General features: G+C 72.1%; 14 protein-coding genes and 1 riboswitch. Of the genes, 7 read left to right on the top strand and 7 right to left on the bottom strand.

Annotated features, from left to right (window positions below):
- Positions 1-100 precede the first annotated feature (100 nt).
- Both ACFWU9_RS34005 and ACFWU9_RS34010 read right to left on the bottom strand, forming a co-directional pair.
- Positions 101-496, bottom strand: coding sequence for an ATP-binding protein (locus tag ACFWU9_RS34005; RefSeq protein ID WP_384324946.1), 396 nt, complete (start codon positions 494-496; stop codon positions 101-103).
- A gap of 13 nt (positions 497-509) precedes the next feature.
- Positions 510-1610 carry an SGNH/GDSL hydrolase family protein gene (locus ACFWU9_RS34010; protein WP_384324947.1) on the bottom strand — a complete coding sequence of 367 codons (1101 nt, stop codon included), beginning with the start codon at positions 1608-1610 and terminating at the stop codon, positions 510-512.
- A 239-nt stretch (positions 1611-1849) separates the two neighbouring features.
- Between ACFWU9_RS34010 and ACFWU9_RS34015 the strand changes: the two genes are divergently transcribed.
- The gene (locus ACFWU9_RS34015) at positions 1850-2305 is read left to right on the top strand and encodes an Lrp/AsnC family transcriptional regulator (RefSeq protein WP_384324948.1); all 456 of its coding nucleotides are present in this window, start codon (positions 1850-1852) and stop codon (positions 2303-2305) included.
- Positions 2306-2384: 79 nt separating this feature from the next.
- On the opposite strand, the gene ACFWU9_RS34020 is transcribed toward ACFWU9_RS34015, so the two are convergent.
- The gene (locus tag ACFWU9_RS34020) at positions 2385-2975 is read right to left on the bottom strand and encodes a Repetin (RefSeq protein ID WP_384324949.1); all 591 of its coding nucleotides are present in this window, start codon (positions 2973-2975) and stop codon (positions 2385-2387) included.
- Between the two features lie 299 nt (positions 2976-3274).
- On the opposite strand from ACFWU9_RS34020, the gene ACFWU9_RS34025 reads away from it, so the two are divergent.
- Together ACFWU9_RS34025 and ACFWU9_RS34030 are read left to right on the top strand one after the other, a co-directional pair.
- The gene (locus ACFWU9_RS34025; RefSeq protein ID WP_384324950.1) at positions 3275-4096 is read left to right on the top strand and encodes a carbon-nitrogen hydrolase family protein; all 822 of its coding nucleotides are present in this window, start codon (positions 3275-3277) and stop codon (positions 4094-4096) included.
- A gap of 109 nt (positions 4097-4205) precedes the next feature.
- Entirely contained in the window at positions 4206-5927 is a 1722-nt protein-coding gene (locus ACFWU9_RS34030) for an FAD-dependent oxidoreductase (protein WP_384324951.1), read from the top strand.
- A gap of 35 nt (positions 5928-5962) precedes the next feature.
- On the opposite strand, the gene ACFWU9_RS34035 is transcribed toward ACFWU9_RS34030, so the two are convergent.
- Both ACFWU9_RS34035 and ACFWU9_RS34040 read right to left on the bottom strand, forming a co-directional pair.
- Positions 5963-6655 carry a DUF5995 family protein gene (locus ACFWU9_RS34035; protein ID WP_384324952.1) on the bottom strand — a complete coding sequence of 231 codons (693 nt, stop codon included), beginning with the start codon at positions 6653-6655 and terminating at the stop codon, positions 5963-5965.
- Positions 6656-6709: 54 nt separating this feature from the next.
- Positions 6710-8110 carry a uracil-xanthine permease family protein gene (locus ACFWU9_RS34040; protein ID WP_384324953.1) on the bottom strand — a complete coding sequence of 467 codons (1401 nt, stop codon included), beginning with the start codon at positions 8108-8110 and terminating at the stop codon, positions 6710-6712.
- A 209-nt stretch (positions 8111-8319) separates the two neighbouring features.
- Between ACFWU9_RS34040 and ACFWU9_RS34045 the strand changes: the two genes are divergently transcribed.
- Entirely contained in the window at positions 8320-9651 is a 1332-nt protein-coding gene (locus ACFWU9_RS34045; protein WP_384324954.1) for an alginate lyase family protein, read from the top strand.
- Positions 9652-9749: 98 nt separating this feature from the next.
- Here ACFWU9_RS34045 and ACFWU9_RS34050 read toward each other — a convergent pair whose 3' ends face one another.
- Positions 9750-10970, bottom strand: coding sequence for an MFS transporter (locus ACFWU9_RS34050; protein WP_384324955.1), 1221 nt, complete (start codon positions 10968-10970; stop codon positions 9750-9752).
- A gap of 131 nt (positions 10971-11101) precedes the next feature.
- Here ACFWU9_RS34050 and ACFWU9_RS34055 point away from each other — a divergent pair, with 131 nt between their 5' ends.
- On the top strand, positions 11102-12280 hold the full coding sequence (locus ACFWU9_RS34055) for an ROK family transcriptional regulator (protein ID WP_384324956.1): 1179 nt from the start codon (positions 11102-11104) through the stop codon (positions 12278-12280).
- Between the two features lie 78 nt (positions 12281-12358).
- Here ACFWU9_RS34055 and ACFWU9_RS34060 read toward each other — a convergent pair whose 3' ends face one another.
- A complete protein-coding gene (locus ACFWU9_RS34060) occupies positions 12359-13105 on the bottom strand; it encodes an SDR family oxidoreductase (protein ID WP_384324957.1) in 747 nt (248 codons plus the stop codon).
- Between the two features lie 186 nt (positions 13106-13291).
- A riboswitch (FMN riboswitch) is annotated at positions 13292-13422 on the top strand.
- 173 nt (positions 13423-13595) lie between these two features.
- On the opposite strand from ACFWU9_RS34060, the gene ribD reads away from it, so the two are divergent.
- Both ribD and ACFWU9_RS34070 read left to right on the top strand, forming a co-directional pair.
- Complete coding sequence (gene ribD, locus ACFWU9_RS34065) at positions 13596-14732, top strand: bifunctional diaminohydroxyphosphoribosylaminopyrimidine deaminase/5-amino-6-(5-phosphoribosylamino)uracil reductase RibD (protein ID WP_384324975.1); 1137 nt, start codon at positions 13596-13598, stop codon at positions 14730-14732.
- The gene (locus ACFWU9_RS34070) at positions 14733-15350 is read left to right on the top strand and encodes a riboflavin synthase (protein ID WP_384324958.1); all 618 of its coding nucleotides are present in this window, start codon (positions 14733-14735) and stop codon (positions 15348-15350) included.
- Positions 15351-15361 lie beyond the last annotated feature (11 nt).

Consider the following 15361-nt stretch of genomic DNA (forward strand, 5'->3'; position numbering starts at 1 on the left):
CGGGTCTCGTGCGAGCACCGTTGTCGTACGACAACGGTGCTCGCACGAGACCCGCTCCGTACGAGAGCGTCGCCTGCCGCGGCGCCGCCGGACCCCGGCCCTAGACCGTCGCCGGTGTCGACGGCCGTTCCCAGACCGCCTGTACCCGCTTGCCCTCGGGCAGCGGCCGGATCTCCACTCGGTTCGCCAGCCTCAGCACCATGTGCCACCCGAAGCCGCCGCCCCCGCCGAAGTCGGGGTCGCGCGGAACCGGTGGCTGGGGGCTCGAATCGTCGATCTCCACGACCAACGACTCGCGCTCCGCCCGCAGATGGAGCCGCCACCAGCCCGACGTGTGCCGGACGGCGTTCGACACGAGCTCGGAGACGACGAGGAGCACCGCGTCGAGGTCGGCCCAGGCGCAGTGCTGCGTCAGGAATTCGGCGGCGGCCCCGCGGGCGGACGCCGTGTCCAGGTTTGGTGATTCGACGATCACCGTGTGCGGCTCTTCACTCATCTCGATCACTCGCCTACCCCGCTTTCGGGCATCCATCGGATCCACCCAGGGAGCTGTCCGTCCGCGAACGCCTGTCCGGGAACGACCGCCCGCCGAGAGGACGCTGTCCGGCCGGCACCACGAATGGCGGCACACATTCCGCTTCACGCAGGGCGGTCGCGACCGCCTCCGCGATGAGAACATGCCCGCTGTCGTCGGGGTGCACTCCGTCCACCAGGTGCTCCTCCCCGAGCAGGTCCCGGCCGGGGAGCAGCAGAAGCCGTTCGTCCCCCGCCGCGACGCCGTCGCGTACGGCTTCCTCCATGGCGGTACGCAGCTCGGTGAGCGTCGCCCCGAGCGCGTTGCCGGTGTGCTCCGCGTCGGGCCGCAGCACGGGCGAGACCACCAGCAGCGGTGTGCGGGGATGCCCTTCTCGTACGACGGCGAGGAACGCGCGCGTCGTCTCGTAGAGCAGCGGCGCCGAGTACGGCACACCGAACCAGCAGTTGGTGCCGAAGGCCAGGGTGAGCAGATGGGCGGGGAGCGCGGCGATGTGGGACGCGGTGGCCAGTTCGCCCCGGGCGGCGCCCGCGTAACCGAGGTTGACCGTGTCCAGACCGAGCGCCCGGCCCGCGACGGCGGGCCAGGAGCGCGCGGGGCGCGTCGACCACCAGCCCTCGGTGATCGAGTCGCCGTGGACCACCCAGCGCGGCTGTTCCGGCGCGGGCGCGAGGGCTCCGCCGACGGGCCGTACGCCCAGGATCTCGGGCGCGTGCGTCTCCGGGAGGTGGACGGTGAACGGGCCGTGTGAGGGCGGCAGTTCGATGTGCGCCACCTGCTCGCGCACCGGCTCGGTGAACGTCTCGGCCACGAGACGAGGACCCTCCCAGAGCGCGAAACCGTGGGCGAGTTCGGGCAGTGGGTCGCCGGGCTCCGGCACGGTCGCGCGGTACCGGATCTCCACGGCGTCCGCGCCGTCGGAGACGAACTCCAGCCGCACACCGACAGGCAGCGCCGCCCGCTGGGCGATGTCCCACGACAGCTGCGACATGTCCGAGGGATCCGCGCGCACCACCCGGTCGCCGTCCATCCAGCCCACGCCACGCAGGAAGGGTGCGGGATCCAGCCAGCTCATCGTGCTCCTCGATCCTGGTCGTCGTCCCGGAGCGCGGGCGCGCCTCCGAGGTCATGGGTGCCCGCCCCGTACAGGTGCCCCGTCGAGGGCCCGGAATGTTCCGCCGTCCGGCCCCGGTGGGGACCGCCCGGGTGATCATGGGTGAGATCGTCCGCCCCATGGTCTACTTCGGGTGCGGGGCGCGCCCGCCCCCGGCCGGCCACGGCGACCACCACCCGCAGAGAAGTGATCCACCCGCAGTGCGACTCAACAAGCTCGACGAACGCATCGTGCACGCCCTCGCCGAGGACGCCCGCCGCTCCTTCGCGGACATCGGCTCCGAGGTCGGCCTCTCGGCGCCCGCCGTGAAGCGGCGGGTGGACCGGCTGCGCGCCGAAGGCGCCATCACGGGCTTCACCGTACGGGTGGACCCGGCGGCGCTCGGCTGGGAGACCGAGGGTTTCGTCGAGATCTACTGCCGTCACAAGACATCGCCCGAGGACATCCGGCGTGGTCTCTCGCGCTACCCGGAGGTGGTGTCCGCGTCGACCGTCACGGGCGACGCCGACGCCCTGGTCCAGGTCTTCGCCGCCGACATGCGCCACTTCGAGCGGGTGCTCGAACAGATCGCGGGGGAGCCGTACGTCGAACGTACGAAATCGGTCCTCGTGCTCTCGCCGCTCCTCCGACGCTTCTCCTCCGGCGCCCCCGGGTAGCGCCCCTGCGTCAGGCGCGGTGCCGGGGCTCCCGTCCCCCGTACGGGAGCCCCGGCCGTCCTGCGCGCCGCTCAGCGGGTCAGAACCCCGGCTCCCACGGCACCACCCTGAAGTCGCCGGTGCCCGCCTTGACCTTCTCGAACGGCGCGGAGCTCACGCACTTCGGCAGCGGCCCCTGGTCGACGGGGCTTCCGGTGGAGGCCCAGCTGTAGCCGAGCCGGTCCTTCCCGCCCAGGTCGTGCACGGTGACACCGACCCGCCTGCCCTCGGCGCCCTCCAGGTCGGACCTGGTGATCGTGCCGCTCACGACGGCCACCTTTCCGCCGGTGACCAGGCAGTCGACCGCCACCTCGGCCGACGCGCCCTCGCCGTTCAGATAGTGGCTGAAGCGGAACGTGCCGGTGGCCTTGGACGGATCGGCGGTGTCCTCGGCGGCGAGGTGGGCGTCGAAGGAGAAGGTGATGTCGTCACCGAGCGAGCGGTACAGCTTGGCGGTGCCGGTGAGGGCCGCCGCCTCTCGCTTCGTGCCCCGGTCACCCGCCCCGGTGCCCCTGTCCTCCGAGGCGACGGCCGATCCGCCGGTGGTGGCGACGGCGGCGGCGAGAAGCAGCGCGGCTCCCACCGCTGAGACGCGGGTGCGGCGACGGGACGACGGTGCGGCGAAGATCATGGAAGGCCCCTTCTGGGCAGTACCGGTTCCCCCGGTACCGATGTCCGGTGCCCGGCTCTCCCCGGGCCTGATCACCGTCCCGCGCCGGGGCGTCTCGGGGCGTCGCGCCACGGTCCCCATCGACTCCGCCGTACGGCGGAGAACGGGGTGCGACCAGCGACGCAACGAATCGCCGTCGAGCGGCCCGAAGACGCAACGATTGCCCTGCTCACACGCAACAGAGGCGCCTTGCCGCCGCGGAAGCCGGAGCCGTACCGTCTGGATGTCCCCCCGAACACCACGACGTCCCGAGGTCTGCCATGCCGTCGTCGCGTATCGCCCTGCTCCAGAGCTCCGGCCGGCCCGGCGACACCGTGAAGAACCTTGAGTCCGTCGCGGGCGCCGCCCGAGAGGCGGCGGCAGGCGGGGCGGCGCTGCTGGTCTGCCCCGAGCTGTTCCTCACCGGCTACGCCATCGGCGCCGACGTCTCCCGGCTGGCCGAGCCCGCCGACGGTCCCGCCGCCGAGGCCGTCGCCCGGATCGCCGACGAGTACGGCATCGCGGTCCTGTACGGATACCCGGAGCGCGCGGGCGAGGGCGCGTCCGCGCGTGTCCACAACGCCGCCCGGCTCATCGGATCGGACGGCTCGTCCCTCGCCAATTACCGCAAGACCCATCTCTACGGCGGCTTCGAGCAGGAGTGGTTCACCCCGGGCGACACCCCGGTCGTGCAGGCCGAACTCGGCGGTCTGCGGGTCGGGATCATGATCTGCTACGACGTCGAGTTCCCGGAGTACGTACGCGCCCACGCGCTCGCCGGGACCGATCTGCTGCTGGTGCCGACCGCCCAGATGCACCCGTTCGAGTTCGTCGCCGCGTCGGTCGTGCCGGTGCGCGCCTTCGAGAACCAGATGTACGTGGCGTATGTGAACCGGACCGGCCGGGAGGGCGAGGGCGCATCGGCGTTCGAGTTCGTCGGGCTGAGCTGTCTGGCCGGGCCGGACGGCACCACGCGCGCGAGGGCGGGACGCGGCGAGGAACTGCTCTTCGGCGACGTCGACCCCGAGCTGCTACGGGCCTCCCGCGCCGCCAACCCGTATCTGCGCGACCGGCGCCCCGGTCTCTACGGCTCCCTGCACTGACCGCCGACCGCCGCGCCCCCGACCGCCGACCGATTCCGCCCCGCCACCCCGCGCCCCGCCCCGCCCCGCACGCCGGCCCACGCCTGCCCCCGCAAGGAGTCCGTACCCCATGACGTCCACGCTGCCCACCGCCGCCCAGCACCCAGAGGCGCAGCCGGACCCCGGCCTGCCGCCGATCACCATGTTCGGTCCGGACTTCCCGTACGCCTACGACGACTATCTCGCCCATCCCGCGGGCGTCGGCCAGGTACCGGCGACCGAGCACGGCGCCGAGGTCGCGGTCATCGGCGGCGGCCTCTCCGGCATCGTCGCCGCGTACGAGCTGATGAAGATGGGCCTGCGCCCCGTCGTCTACGAGGCTGACCGGATCGGCGGCCGGCTGCGTACCGTCGGCTTCGACGGCTGCGACCCCTCCCTGACCGCCGAGATGGGCGCGATGCGCTTCCCGCCGTCCTCCACCGCGCTCCAGCACTACATCGACCTGGTCGGCCTGGTCACCGAGCCCTTCCCCAACCCCCTCGCCCCCGGCACCCCTTCGACCGTCGTGGATCTCAAGGGCGAGTCGCACTACGCCGAGACGATCGACGATCTGCCGCAGGTCTTCCGCGACGTGATGGCCGCCTGGAACACCTGTCTGGAGGAGGGCGCCGACTTCTCCGACATGAACCGCGCCATGCGCGAGCGCGACGTGCCCCGTATCCGGGAGATCTGGGCCCGCCTGGTGGAGAAGCTCGACAACCAGACCTTCTACGGCTTCCTCTGCGACTCCGAGGCCTTCAAGTCCTTCCGGCACCGCGAGATCTTCGGCCAGGTCGGCTTCGGTACGGGCGGCTGGGACACCGACTTCCCCAACTCCATCCTGGAGATCCTGCGCGTCGTCTACTCCGAGGCCGACGACCACCACCGCGGCATCGTCGGCGGCAGCAGGCAACTCCCGCTGCGCCTCTGGGAGCGGGAGCCCGCCAAGATCACGCACTGGCCGCTCGGCACCTCTCTCTCCTCCCTGCACGGCGGCGAGCCGCGCGGGGCCGTGACCCGGCTGCGCCGTACGGCGGGCGACCGGATCACCGTCACCGATGCCTCGGGCGGCATCCGCACCTACCGCGCCGCCGTCTTCACCGCGCAGTCCTGGATGCTGCTCTCGAAGATCGACTGCTCCGACTCGCTCTTCCCGATCGACCACTGGACGGCGATGGAGCGCACCCACTACATGGAGTCGTCCAAGCTCTTCGTCCCGGTGGACCGGCCGTTCTGGCTGGACAAGGCCGTCGACGACCGGGGGAACCCGACCGGCCGCGACACGATGTCGATGACGCTCACCGACCGTATGACCCGGGGCACCTACCTCCTGGACAACGGGCCGGACCGGCCGGCCGTCATCTGTCTCTCCTACACCTGGTGCGACGACAGCCTCAAGTGGCTGCCGCTGTCCGCCAACGAGCGGATGGAGGTCATGCTGAAGTCGCTCGGCGAGATCTATCCGAATGTGGACATCCGCGAGCACGTCATCGGCAGCCCGGTGACGGTCTCGTGGGAGAACGAGCCCTACTTCATGGGCGCGTTCAAGGCGAACCTGCCGGGTCACTACCGCTACCAGCGCCGTCTGTTCACCCACTTCATGCAGGACCGGCTCCCCGCGGACAAGCGCGGCATCTTCCTCGCGGGCGACGACATCTCCTGGACCGCGGGATGGGCGGAGGGCGCCGTACAGACCGCGCTCAACGCCGTGTGGGGCGTGATGACCCACTTCGGCGGTGCCACGGACCCGGCCAACCCGGGGCCGGGGGACATGTACGACGAGATCGCCCCGGTGGAGCTGCCGGAGGACTGAGCCGTACGGGGGGCGGCTCCCGCACCGGAGGCGCTTCAGCCGTACGGCGTGAGCAGGCGCCGCCCGACCAGCCCCACCCGCTCGTCCATCCGCTCCCTGAACTCCTCGGCCAGGGGCGGCACTTCCCGCACCCCCCGCAGCACCAGCGCGGACGACCAGGCCTCCTGGAGAGCACGATCCAGGCTCCAGGGACCGGGCAGACGCGCCCCCGGCCCGCCGACGCGCCCGACCAGCAGCGCGAGCGCGTCGCCGACCCGCGCGAACGCCCCTTCCAGGGCCGCCGGTTCGCACCCCCGTGCCCGGCACAGATCGAGCACGGCGAGCGCCAGATCGTGCCCCACATGGGCGTTGACGCCCGCGAGCGCGAACTGCGGGGGCCGTACGCGCGGATGGCGCCGGTACCGGAAGAGCGGCCGCCAGGCCGCCGGTGCCCGCCCGCCGACCGCCACCGCGTCCACCGCCGCCAAGTACCGCTCGGCGAGGGCCGAGCGCAGCGCCGCCGCGTCCCCGGTGCCGGCCGTCGCCGCGCGACCGCCTCCGTACGACACCTCGATGTCGCCCGCGCCGGACAGACAGAGCCCGTTGAACACGGCCAGGCCGTCACCCTCGGGCCACGCCGAACGCAGCGCGTCCATGCGCTGCCACACCGAGTCGGGTGGCCGACCGTCGTCGTCGGCCGGTGCGGTACGTGGTTCGGCCGGGGCCGTGAGCAGGTGCGTCTCCGCCATGGGGGGAGACTCCCAGCCCGAGGGCCCGCCCGGGGCCGGGGGAGCGGGACTTCGTCAGAACGGGGGACGGCCGGGCCCTTCGCCGCCGCCCTCGTACGCCGAGGTGCCGGAGTCGAGCGGCGGTCCCCCGCCCTTCAGATGCGTCGGGGCGAAGGCGCGCAACACATGGTGCCCGACGATGACGACGAGCGTGCCGAGCGCGATGCCGCTGAGCTCGAAGCTGTCGGTGAACCTCAGACCGACCCCGCCGACGCCGATGATGATGCCCGCGGCCGCCGGCACCAGATTGAGCGGATTACGCAGATCCACCCCGGCGTTGATCCAGATCTGCGCGCCGAGCAGGCCGATCATGCCGTAGAGAATGACGGTGATCCCGCCCAGCACCCCGCCGGGAATCGCGGCCACGACGGCGCCGAACTTGGGGCAGAGGCCGAAGAGCAGGGCGAAGCCGGCGGCGGCCCAGTAGGCCGCCGTCGAGTAGACGCGGGTGGCGGCCATCACGCCGATGTTCTCGGAGTACGTGGTGTTGGGCGGCCCGCCGACGGCGGTGGAGAGCATCGACGCGGCGCCGTCGGCGGCGATCGCCGTGCCCAGCTTGCCGTCCAGCGAGTCGCCGGTCATCTCGCCGACGGCCTTCACATGCCCGGCGTTCTCCGCGATCAGCGCGATCACGACCGGAAGCGCGACGAGGATGGCCGACCACTCGAAGCTCGGCCCGTGGAAGTCGGGCAGCCCGACCCAGTCGGCGTCCCCGACCAGGGACAGATCCAGCCGCCAGTGGTCGACGGACTCGGCGCCGCCCACCGGGGAGTGGATCCTGCCGAATATCCGGTCGAAGAGCCAGGAGACGGCATAGCCGAAGAGCAGCCCGAGGAAGATCGCGATACGTGACCAGAATCCGCGCAGACAGACCACGGCGACCGCGGTGACCACCATCACCAGCAGCGCGGTCCACTGGTCCTGGGGCCAGTACGTCTTGGCGGAGACGGGCGCCAGATTGAACCCGATCAGCATCACCACCGCGCCCGTCACGACCGGTGGCATCGCGGCGTGGATGATCCGGGCGCCGAAGTGCCGTACGACCAGACCGGAGAGGAAGAGGGCGACGGCGACGACGAAGACCGCGCCGGTCACGGTGGCGCTGTCGCCGCCCGACGCCCGGATCGTCGCCGCGACCCCGACGAAGGAGAGCGAACAGCCGAGATAACTGGGCACCTGGCCGCAGGTGGCCAGCAGGAAGAGGATCGTCGCGACGCCGGACATCATGATCGCGAGGTTGGGGTCGAGACCCATCAGGACGGGCGCGACGAACGAGGCGCCGAACATCGCCACCACGTGCTGGGCGCCAAGTCCGGCCGTACGGGGCCAGGAGAGCCGTTCGTCGGGGCGAACGACGGCGCCGGGCGCGGGGGTTCGCCCGTCGCCGTGCAGGGTCCAGCGCACACCGAGCTTCATGAGGGTGCTCCACTTCCGAATCCGGCGCCAGAAAAGATCAGGTCATCGTATGGCCCGCCGCTCGGCGCCTCTCGGGTCCCTGCCAACTCCTGGGTTCCGTCCCCTGAATCCTGTTCCAGGCATTGTTCGTCGCAGTCGGCTGGCTCTACGCTCGCAGCTCACACGGTCTTGTTCGTGAACATCATTCACATACATGATGGGAGTGCTCGATGAGGAGCAGAACCCGACGGCACCTCGGCGCCCTGCTGACCGCCTCGGCGGCCCTGGCCGCCGTCCTCGTGCCCGTGTCGTCCTCCTCCGCCGTGGATCCGGGGTCCGCCGCCCGGGCGGCGACGGCGCGGACCGGGACCGCCCAGGCCGGGAAGGCCGGGGTCCCCCGGACCGTGGTCATCGACGGCTCGCGCATGCGCCAGGCCAAGGCCCGACTGGACGCCGGGGACCGGGAGTTGCGCCGTTCCGTGAGCCGGCTCACGGCCACCGCCGACACCTGGCTCGAACAGGGCCCCTGGACCGTCACCGACAAACCGAAGCCCGCGCCGAGCGGCGATCCCCACGACTACCTCAGCCAGGCCCCGTACTGGTGGCCGACCCAGCCCAAGACCGAGGAGAACCCCTGGGGCTGCCCGTACGTCCAGCGCGACGGCGAGCGCAACCCCGAGGTCGACACCGGCACCGACCGCCCCGACATCGGGAAGGTCTTCAACTCCACCACGGCCCTGAGCCTCGCCTGGTACTACACGGGTGAGAGCAAGTACGCGACGCACGCGGCCGACATCCTGCGCACCTGGTTCGTCGACCCGGCGACCCGGATGAACCCGAACCTGAACCACGGCCAGTTCATCCCGTGCAAGTTCGACGGGCGCGCGATCGGGATCATCGACTTCTCCCAGCAGTACACGAGCGTGCTCGACGCGCTCGCGATCCTGGAGACCGGCGCACCCGGCTGGACCACGGCGGACCGGGCCGGCATGCGTGCCTGGAACGAGGACTTCCTGGACTGGCTCGTCAACTCCCCCTTCGGAAAGGAGGAGTCGGCCGCCGCCAACAACCACGGCACCTTCATGGACATGCAGGTCGCCGGTCTCGCCCTCGCCACCGGCGACAAGGCCCTCGCCCGCCAGGTCGTGGAGGACGCGCGGGCGAAGCGGATCGACACCCAGATCGAGGGCGACGGCACCCAGCCGCAGGAGCTCGCCCGTACCCGCAGTTGGCACTACTCGACGTTCTCGCTCGTCGCCCACACCCGGCTCGCCGACATCGGCAGGCACGTCGGGGTGAACCTCTGGGACCACCGGGGGCCGGAGGGCCAGAGCCTCTTCAAGGCCGTCGAGTACCTGCTGCCTGCCGCCACCGCGAGTACCGCCTGGCCGCACCCGGAGCTGGAGTTCCACCGGTACGCCGCGAGCGACATCGTCCACGCGGCGGCCGACGCCGGAAACCGGAAGGCGCGGGCCGCCGTACCCCGGCTTCAGGAGCCGCCCCTGGGCGACCTCTGGGCGCTCCGGCCGGCCGCCGAGCAGCTCGACTCGATCGCGCCCTGAGCCCCCGCGTGCGCCGGACGGGCCCCGGGCTCCCGGCCCGTCCGGCGTACGCGTGTCCGGTGTGCGGTTGTCCGGCGTGCGCTTGTCCGTGCCCCCGGTCAGTCCTTCTGCACGGAGGGCGCGGGCGCCGCTGTTCCGGGCGCCGGGGCCGGACGCCGGTCCCCGGTCTTCAGCACGCTCGCCCCCAGCACCAGCCCGAAGGCCAGCACGGTCACCAGACCGAACGAGACGACCAGGGAGGTCGTGTCGGCCACCGCGCCGATCGCCGAGGGGGCGATCAGCCCCGACGTGTAGGTGATGGTCGCGACGCCCGCGATGGCCTGGCTCGGGTTGGGCCCGCTGCGCCCGGCGGCGGCGAACGCCAGCGGTACGACCACGGCCACCCCCAGCCCCACGAAGGCGAATCCGGCCATCGCGACCACCGGACCGGGCGCGACGACCACCAGCAGGCCGCCGAGGGTGGCGGAGAAGCCGCCGACCCTGACGCACCGTACGGCGCCGAAGCGGTCGACCACCCTGTCGCCGAGCAGCCGGGCGACCGCCATGGTGAGCGCGAAGGCCGTGGTGGACGCGGCGGCGAGACCGGGGGAGGTGTCGAGCACGTCCTCCAGATACACCGCCGACCAGTCGAGGCTCGCGCCCTCCGCGAAGACCGCGCAGAATCCGACCGCGCCGATGAGCAGGGCGGACCTCGGCGGCAGGGCGAAGCGCGGCGGCGGCTCGTCGTCCGGCGCGCTGCGCAGGTCGAGCACCCACCGGCAGGCGATCAGCCCCGCGACCGTGAGCACGCTCGCCGCGATCAGATGGTGCACGCGCGCGTCGCTGTCCATGTGCGCGGCGAGGGTGCCGCCGGCGGAGCCGAGGAGCGCGCCCGAGCTCCACATCCCGTGCAGGCTGGACATGATCGACTTGTCGAGCCGGTTCTCGATCTCCACCCCGAGCGCGTTCATCGCCACGTCCGACATGCCCGAGGTGGCGCCGTAGACGAACAGCGCCAGACAGAGCGTCAGCAGATTGGGGGCGAGCGCGGGAAGGGTGAGGGAGAGCGTCCAGAGCGCGAGCAGTCCGCGCAGCGCCGTACGGGCGCCGAAGCGGTGGCTCACCGTCCCGGCCAGTGGCATCGCGACCGAGGCGCCGATGGCGGGGAACGCGAGCGCGAGCCCCAACTGCCCGGCGCTCAGGGACGCGTGGTCCTGGATCCAGGGTATTCGGGTCGCGAAACTGCCGGTGACGGATCCATGCACCAGGAAGACGGCGGCCACGGCGAACCGTGCCTGCCGCAGTCGTCGCTTGTCGAAGACGGGCGGTCCGGTCGTCATTCCGTCGTGTCCTCCCCCTGCGGCGCGATGGCGCCGGTCCAACAGTGCGGCAGTAAACTATCAGGAACCCTGCTTGATAAATAGATGGCACCGGTCGCAAGAACCCCACGGACATCTGGAAGGATCCAGGTATGGCCGCATCCCCGAGCACGGCACGGGCCATCAACGACCGCCTCGCCCTGGAACTGCTCCAGGAAGAAGGCCCGTTGACGGCGGGACAGCTCAAAACACTCACGGGGCTCTCCCGGCCCACCGTCGCCGACCTCGTGGAGCGGCTCCAGGGCTCCGGCCTGGTCACGATCGTCGGCGAGACCGGCGGCAGACGGCGCGGCCCCAACGCCCGTCTGTACGGGCTGGTCGCCGACCGGGCGCATCTCGCGGCGCTCGACGTCCGCACCCAGAGCGTCGCGGTCGTCGTCAGCGACCTTCTGGGGGCGACCCTCGCCGAGGCGGTGCTGCCCATAGGCGGTGACACCGGGATCGAATCGGCCGTCGAGGGCGCGGCGGCCCTGCTGGAACGCACCGCCCGCGAGGCGGGCGCGGTGCGGCTGCACAGTGTCGGCATCGGAGCGCCCGGCCTGATCGACCCGGTCACCGGCGAACTCCGGGAGACCAGCGGTGTGCCCGCCTGGCACCGAAGACTTGTCGCCGCCCTTCAGGAACGCCTCTCGGCCACCGTCCTCGTCGAGAACGAGACCAACCTCGCCGCCGTCGCCGAACAGCGCGTCGGCGCCACCCGGGGCCAGGGCACCTTCGTCCTGCTGTGGCTGGGTCTCGGGGTGGGCGCGGCGCTCGTCCTGGACGGCAAGGTCCGACGAGGGGCGTCGGGCGGCGCCGGCGAGATCGGCTTCCTGCCGGTGCCGGGGACCTCGGGACTGCCCTCGGCCACCGGCTGCGACGGGGGTTTCCACTCACTCGCCGGCTCGGCGGCCATCTGCGAACTCGCCGAGAGCCACGGTCTGTTCGCCGAAGCCGGCCCCCAGGAACCACCGGCGGCGGCGGTCGTGCGCGCCGCGTTCGGGGCGGGCAGGGCTGGCGAGGCCTTCCTCGACGCCCTCGCCGCGCGGCTCGCGGTCGGCGCCGCGGCCATCAGCGCCGTACTCGACCCGGGCAGGGTGGTCCTCGCGGGTGAGGTCGGCCAGGCGGGCGGTACGGCGCTGGCCTCCCGTGTCGAGGCCCGCCTGGCGGAGATGTCTCCTCTCCGTACGGAGGTCGTGGCGACGTCGCTGGGCGGCGCGGCCGTCCTGCGCGGCGCCCTCCTCACCGCGCGGGACGCCGCCCAGAACGATCTGTTCGCGCCGCCCGCCTGACGACCGAACGAATCTGACGAGACGTCAGCGGGCACAGCACCTGGCCGTGGGGCGCCCCGACCGCCGGAACCCGCCCGCTCATAACTTCCGTGTCGACAGGAAGTCCTCGAACGTCTCCTTGCCCACCGCCCGTTCGGGCGTCAGCTGATGGCCCTGGCGGTACCCCGCGTACGCCTTTCCGAAAAGCGGCAGCGCCACCACCCGCCGCTTGTGGCCCGTCGCCAGCAGATAGGTGTCGGCCAGTTCCCGTACGGTCCGGATCTCGGGACCGCCCAGATCCGGAACCCGCCCCGCCGGCGGGCGCGTGGCCAGATCCGCCACCCAGGAGGCGACCTCCGCCGACCCGATCGGCTGGAGACTCACCTGCGCGGGCAGCAGCGCGGCCACCGGCAGTTTGGTCGCGCCCTCCAGCATCCGCAGGACATGGTCGTGGAACTGGGTCGTACGCAGGATCGTCCAGCCGAGCCCCGAATCCTCCACCACCCGCTCGACGATTCTCTTGGTCCGGTGGTAGCCGAGCGGCAGCCGGTCGACCCCGACGATCGAGATGTGCACCAAGTGCGGAATGCGCGCGCGGACGGCCGCCTCCACCAGATGCGCCGCCGCCCTGTCGTCACCGCCACGAGGCGAGGACGCGCAGTGGACGACCACGTCCACACCCTTCAGCGCCTCGTCCAGCCCCCTGCTGTCGTCGTCGCGCAGATCGACGGCGTACGGCTGTGAACCGCGGCTCAGCACCCGGACGCTGTGCTCGTCCGTGCGCAGCCTGTCCACGACCTGCCTGCCGAGTATTCCCGTACCACCGGTCACGAGGATTGTTGCCATGGCCCAAGCCTGCCAGCGTGTGACACGGCGGCGGACGACAGGGTGCGAACCCGTGACCACCCGGCGTCCGGACCGTTGCCGCGACACTCCGCCGGCCCCCGCGCCCACCACCCTCTGTGAGCCACCGCACACACCGCCCCCCGATGGCCGACGATCAGGCGTGGCACACTGGATCCGTACCAGCAGCAGCGCACTCCGGGGTCGGTGCAATTCCGAACCGGCGGTTACAGTCCGCGACCCGACCGCTTCCAGCGGCCGGTTGACCAGGTGAAACTCCTGGACCGACGGTTAAAGTCCGGATGGGAGGCAGTGCGCGGCGGGCCGTCACAGGTATGCCGTCGTCGGCGGATCGTCCTCGGACGATCCGTGTTCTCGATCCCGGCGATCCCGTGTGCGTTTCCCGTTCCTCTGTCGTCATCGACAGGCCCCGGAGTCCGTGCCCCAGAGGCAGGAGGACCCGGTGGCCACCACCCCGGCCGACACGGACGCCATGCGTCGAGCCGTCGCGCTCGCCGCCCGCGCACTCGGCGCCACCAGCCCCAATCCGGTCGTCGGATGCGTGATCCTCGACGCCGCCGGTCATCACGCGGGCGAGGGATTCCATCAGCGGGCCGGCGGCCCGCACGCCGAGATCCACGCCCTGCGCGAAGCCGGCGACCGGGCCGAGGGCGGCACCGCCTACGTCACCCTCGAACCGTGCAACCACACAGGCCGCACCGGACCCTGCGCCCAGGCGCTCGTCGAGGCCGGTGTCGCCCGGGTCGTGTACGCGGTCGGCGACCCCAACCCCCAGGCCACCGGCGGCGCCGACACCCTGCGCACGGCCGGTGTCCGCGTGGAGGGGGGACTGCTCGCCGATGAGGCCGAGGCGGGCAACTCGGCCTGGCTCACCTCGGTACGGCTCGGCCGCCCCCATGTCCTGTGGAAGTACGCCGCCACGCTCGACGGCCGCGTCGCGGCGGCCGACGCCACCAGCCGCTGGATCACCTCGCCCGAGTCCCGCGCCGATGTCCACCGACTGCGCGCCGAGGCCGACGCCGTCGTCGTCGGCTCGGGCACCGCGCGCGCCGACGACCCGCACCTCGCGGTCCGCGACCTCGCGGGCGCGGTCCAGCCGCTGCGGGTCGTCGTCGACACCGAGGCCACCGCCGTACAGCCGGGAGCACGCGTCCTGGACGGCGCCGCGCCCACGCTGATCGCCGTCGCCGAGGACGTGGACACGGCGCATCTCAAGGCCGCCGGGCCCGGCGAGGCACCGGTGGACGTCCTCCGGCTGCCGCGCGCCGAACGGGGGCTCTCCGTCCCCGCGCTGCTCGCCGCACTGCACGCCCGCGGCGTCCGCTCCGTCCTCCTCGAAGGCGGCCCGACGCTGGCCGGGGCCTTCGTCGCGGCCGGGGCCGTCGACAAGGTCGTCGGCTATCTCGCGCCCGTCCTGCTGGGCGCCGGACCCACCGCTCTGGGCGACGCCGGAATCACCACCCTCGCCCAGGCGTTGCGCCTGCGGATGACCGAGACCGTACGCCTCGGCCCCGACCTCCGCGTCACCGCGACACCCGAACCGGCCCCGGCCGGACCCGTCACGAGCGGCAGCACCAGCGGTGCCGCCGCCACCCCCAAGGAGCGTTGAGTGTTCACCGGAATCGTCGAAGAGCTGGGTCAGGTCACCGCCGTCGAGAACCTCGGTGACTCCTCCCGCTTCCGTCTGCGCGGCGCCGCCGTCACCGAAGGCGCCAAGCACGGCGACTCGATCGCCGTCAACGGCGTCTGCCTCACCGTCGTCGACCTCGACGACGGCGAGTTCACCGCCGACGTCATGGCCGAGACCCTCGACCGCTCAAGCCTCGGCGCACTCGTACCCGGCTCCCGGGTCAACCTGGAGCGGCCCATGGCGGTCGGCGACCGGCTCGGCGGACACATCGTCCAGGGCCATGTCGACGGCACCGGCACGATCGTGGACCGCAAGACGTCCGAACACTGGGTGATCGTCAAGATCTCGCTCCCCGCCGGCCTCACGCGCTACGTCGTCGAGAAGGGCTCCATCACCGTCGACGGCGTGAGCCTCACCGTGGTCGACGCGGGACCCGACTACTTCACCGTCAGCCTCATCCCCACCACCCTCGCCCTGACCACCCTCGGCATCAAGGAGCCCGGCGACCCCGTCAACCTGGAGGTCGACGTCATCGCCAAGTACGTGGAGCGGCTGATGACGTCGGGCGCCCACGAGGCGGGGGGACCGGTCCGGTGAACGCCCTGCCC

The organism is Streptomyces sp. NPDC058653, from assembly GCF_042716895.1.
Lineage (GTDB): Bacteria > Actinomycetota > Actinomycetes > Streptomycetales > Streptomycetaceae > Streptomyces.

What these genes read in the sequence shown, in the direction of transcription:
- ACFWU9_RS34040 (WP_384324953.1), bottom strand. Translation starts at nt 8,110, where the DNA reads ATGAAGCTCGGTGTGCGCTGGACCCTGCACGGCGACGGGCGAACCCCC.
- ACFWU9_RS34055 (WP_384324956.1), top strand. Translation starts at nt 11,102, where the DNA reads ATGGCCGCATCCCCGAGCACGGCACGGGCCATCAACGACCGCCTCGCC.
- ACFWU9_RS34030 (WP_384324951.1), top strand. Translation starts at nt 4,206, where the DNA reads ATGACGTCCACGCTGCCCACCGCCGCCCAGCACCCAGAGGCGCAGCCG.
- ACFWU9_RS34045 (WP_384324954.1), top strand. Translation starts at nt 8,320, where the DNA reads ATGAGGAGCAGAACCCGACGGCACCTCGGCGCCCTGCTGACCGCCTCG.
- ACFWU9_RS34035 (WP_384324952.1), bottom strand. Translation starts at nt 6,655, where the DNA reads ATGGCGGAGACGCACCTGCTCACGGCCCCGGCCGAACCACGTACCGCA.
- ACFWU9_RS34020 (WP_384324949.1), bottom strand. Translation starts at nt 2,975, where the DNA reads ATGATCTTCGCCGCACCGTCGTCCCGTCGCCGCACCCGCGTCTCAGCG.
- ribD (WP_384324975.1), top strand. Translation starts at nt 13,596, where the DNA reads ATGCGTCGAGCCGTCGCGCTCGCCGCCCGCGCACTCGGCGCCACCAGC.
- ACFWU9_RS34025 (WP_384324950.1), top strand. Translation starts at nt 3,275, where the DNA reads ATGCCGTCGTCGCGTATCGCCCTGCTCCAGAGCTCCGGCCGGCCCGGC.
- ACFWU9_RS34010 (WP_384324947.1), bottom strand. Translation starts at nt 1,610, where the DNA reads ATGAGCTGGCTGGATCCCGCACCCTTCCTGCGTGGCGTGGGCTGGATG.
- ACFWU9_RS34050 (WP_384324955.1), bottom strand. Translation starts at nt 10,970, where the DNA reads ATGACGACCGGACCGCCCGTCTTCGACAAGCGACGACTGCGGCAGGCA.
- ACFWU9_RS34060 (WP_384324957.1), bottom strand. Translation starts at nt 13,105, where the DNA reads ATGGCAACAATCCTCGTGACCGGTGGTACGGGAATACTCGGCAGGCAG.
- ACFWU9_RS34005 (WP_384324946.1), bottom strand. Translation starts at nt 496, where the DNA reads ATGAGTGAAGAGCCGCACACGGTGATCGTCGAATCACCAAACCTGGAC.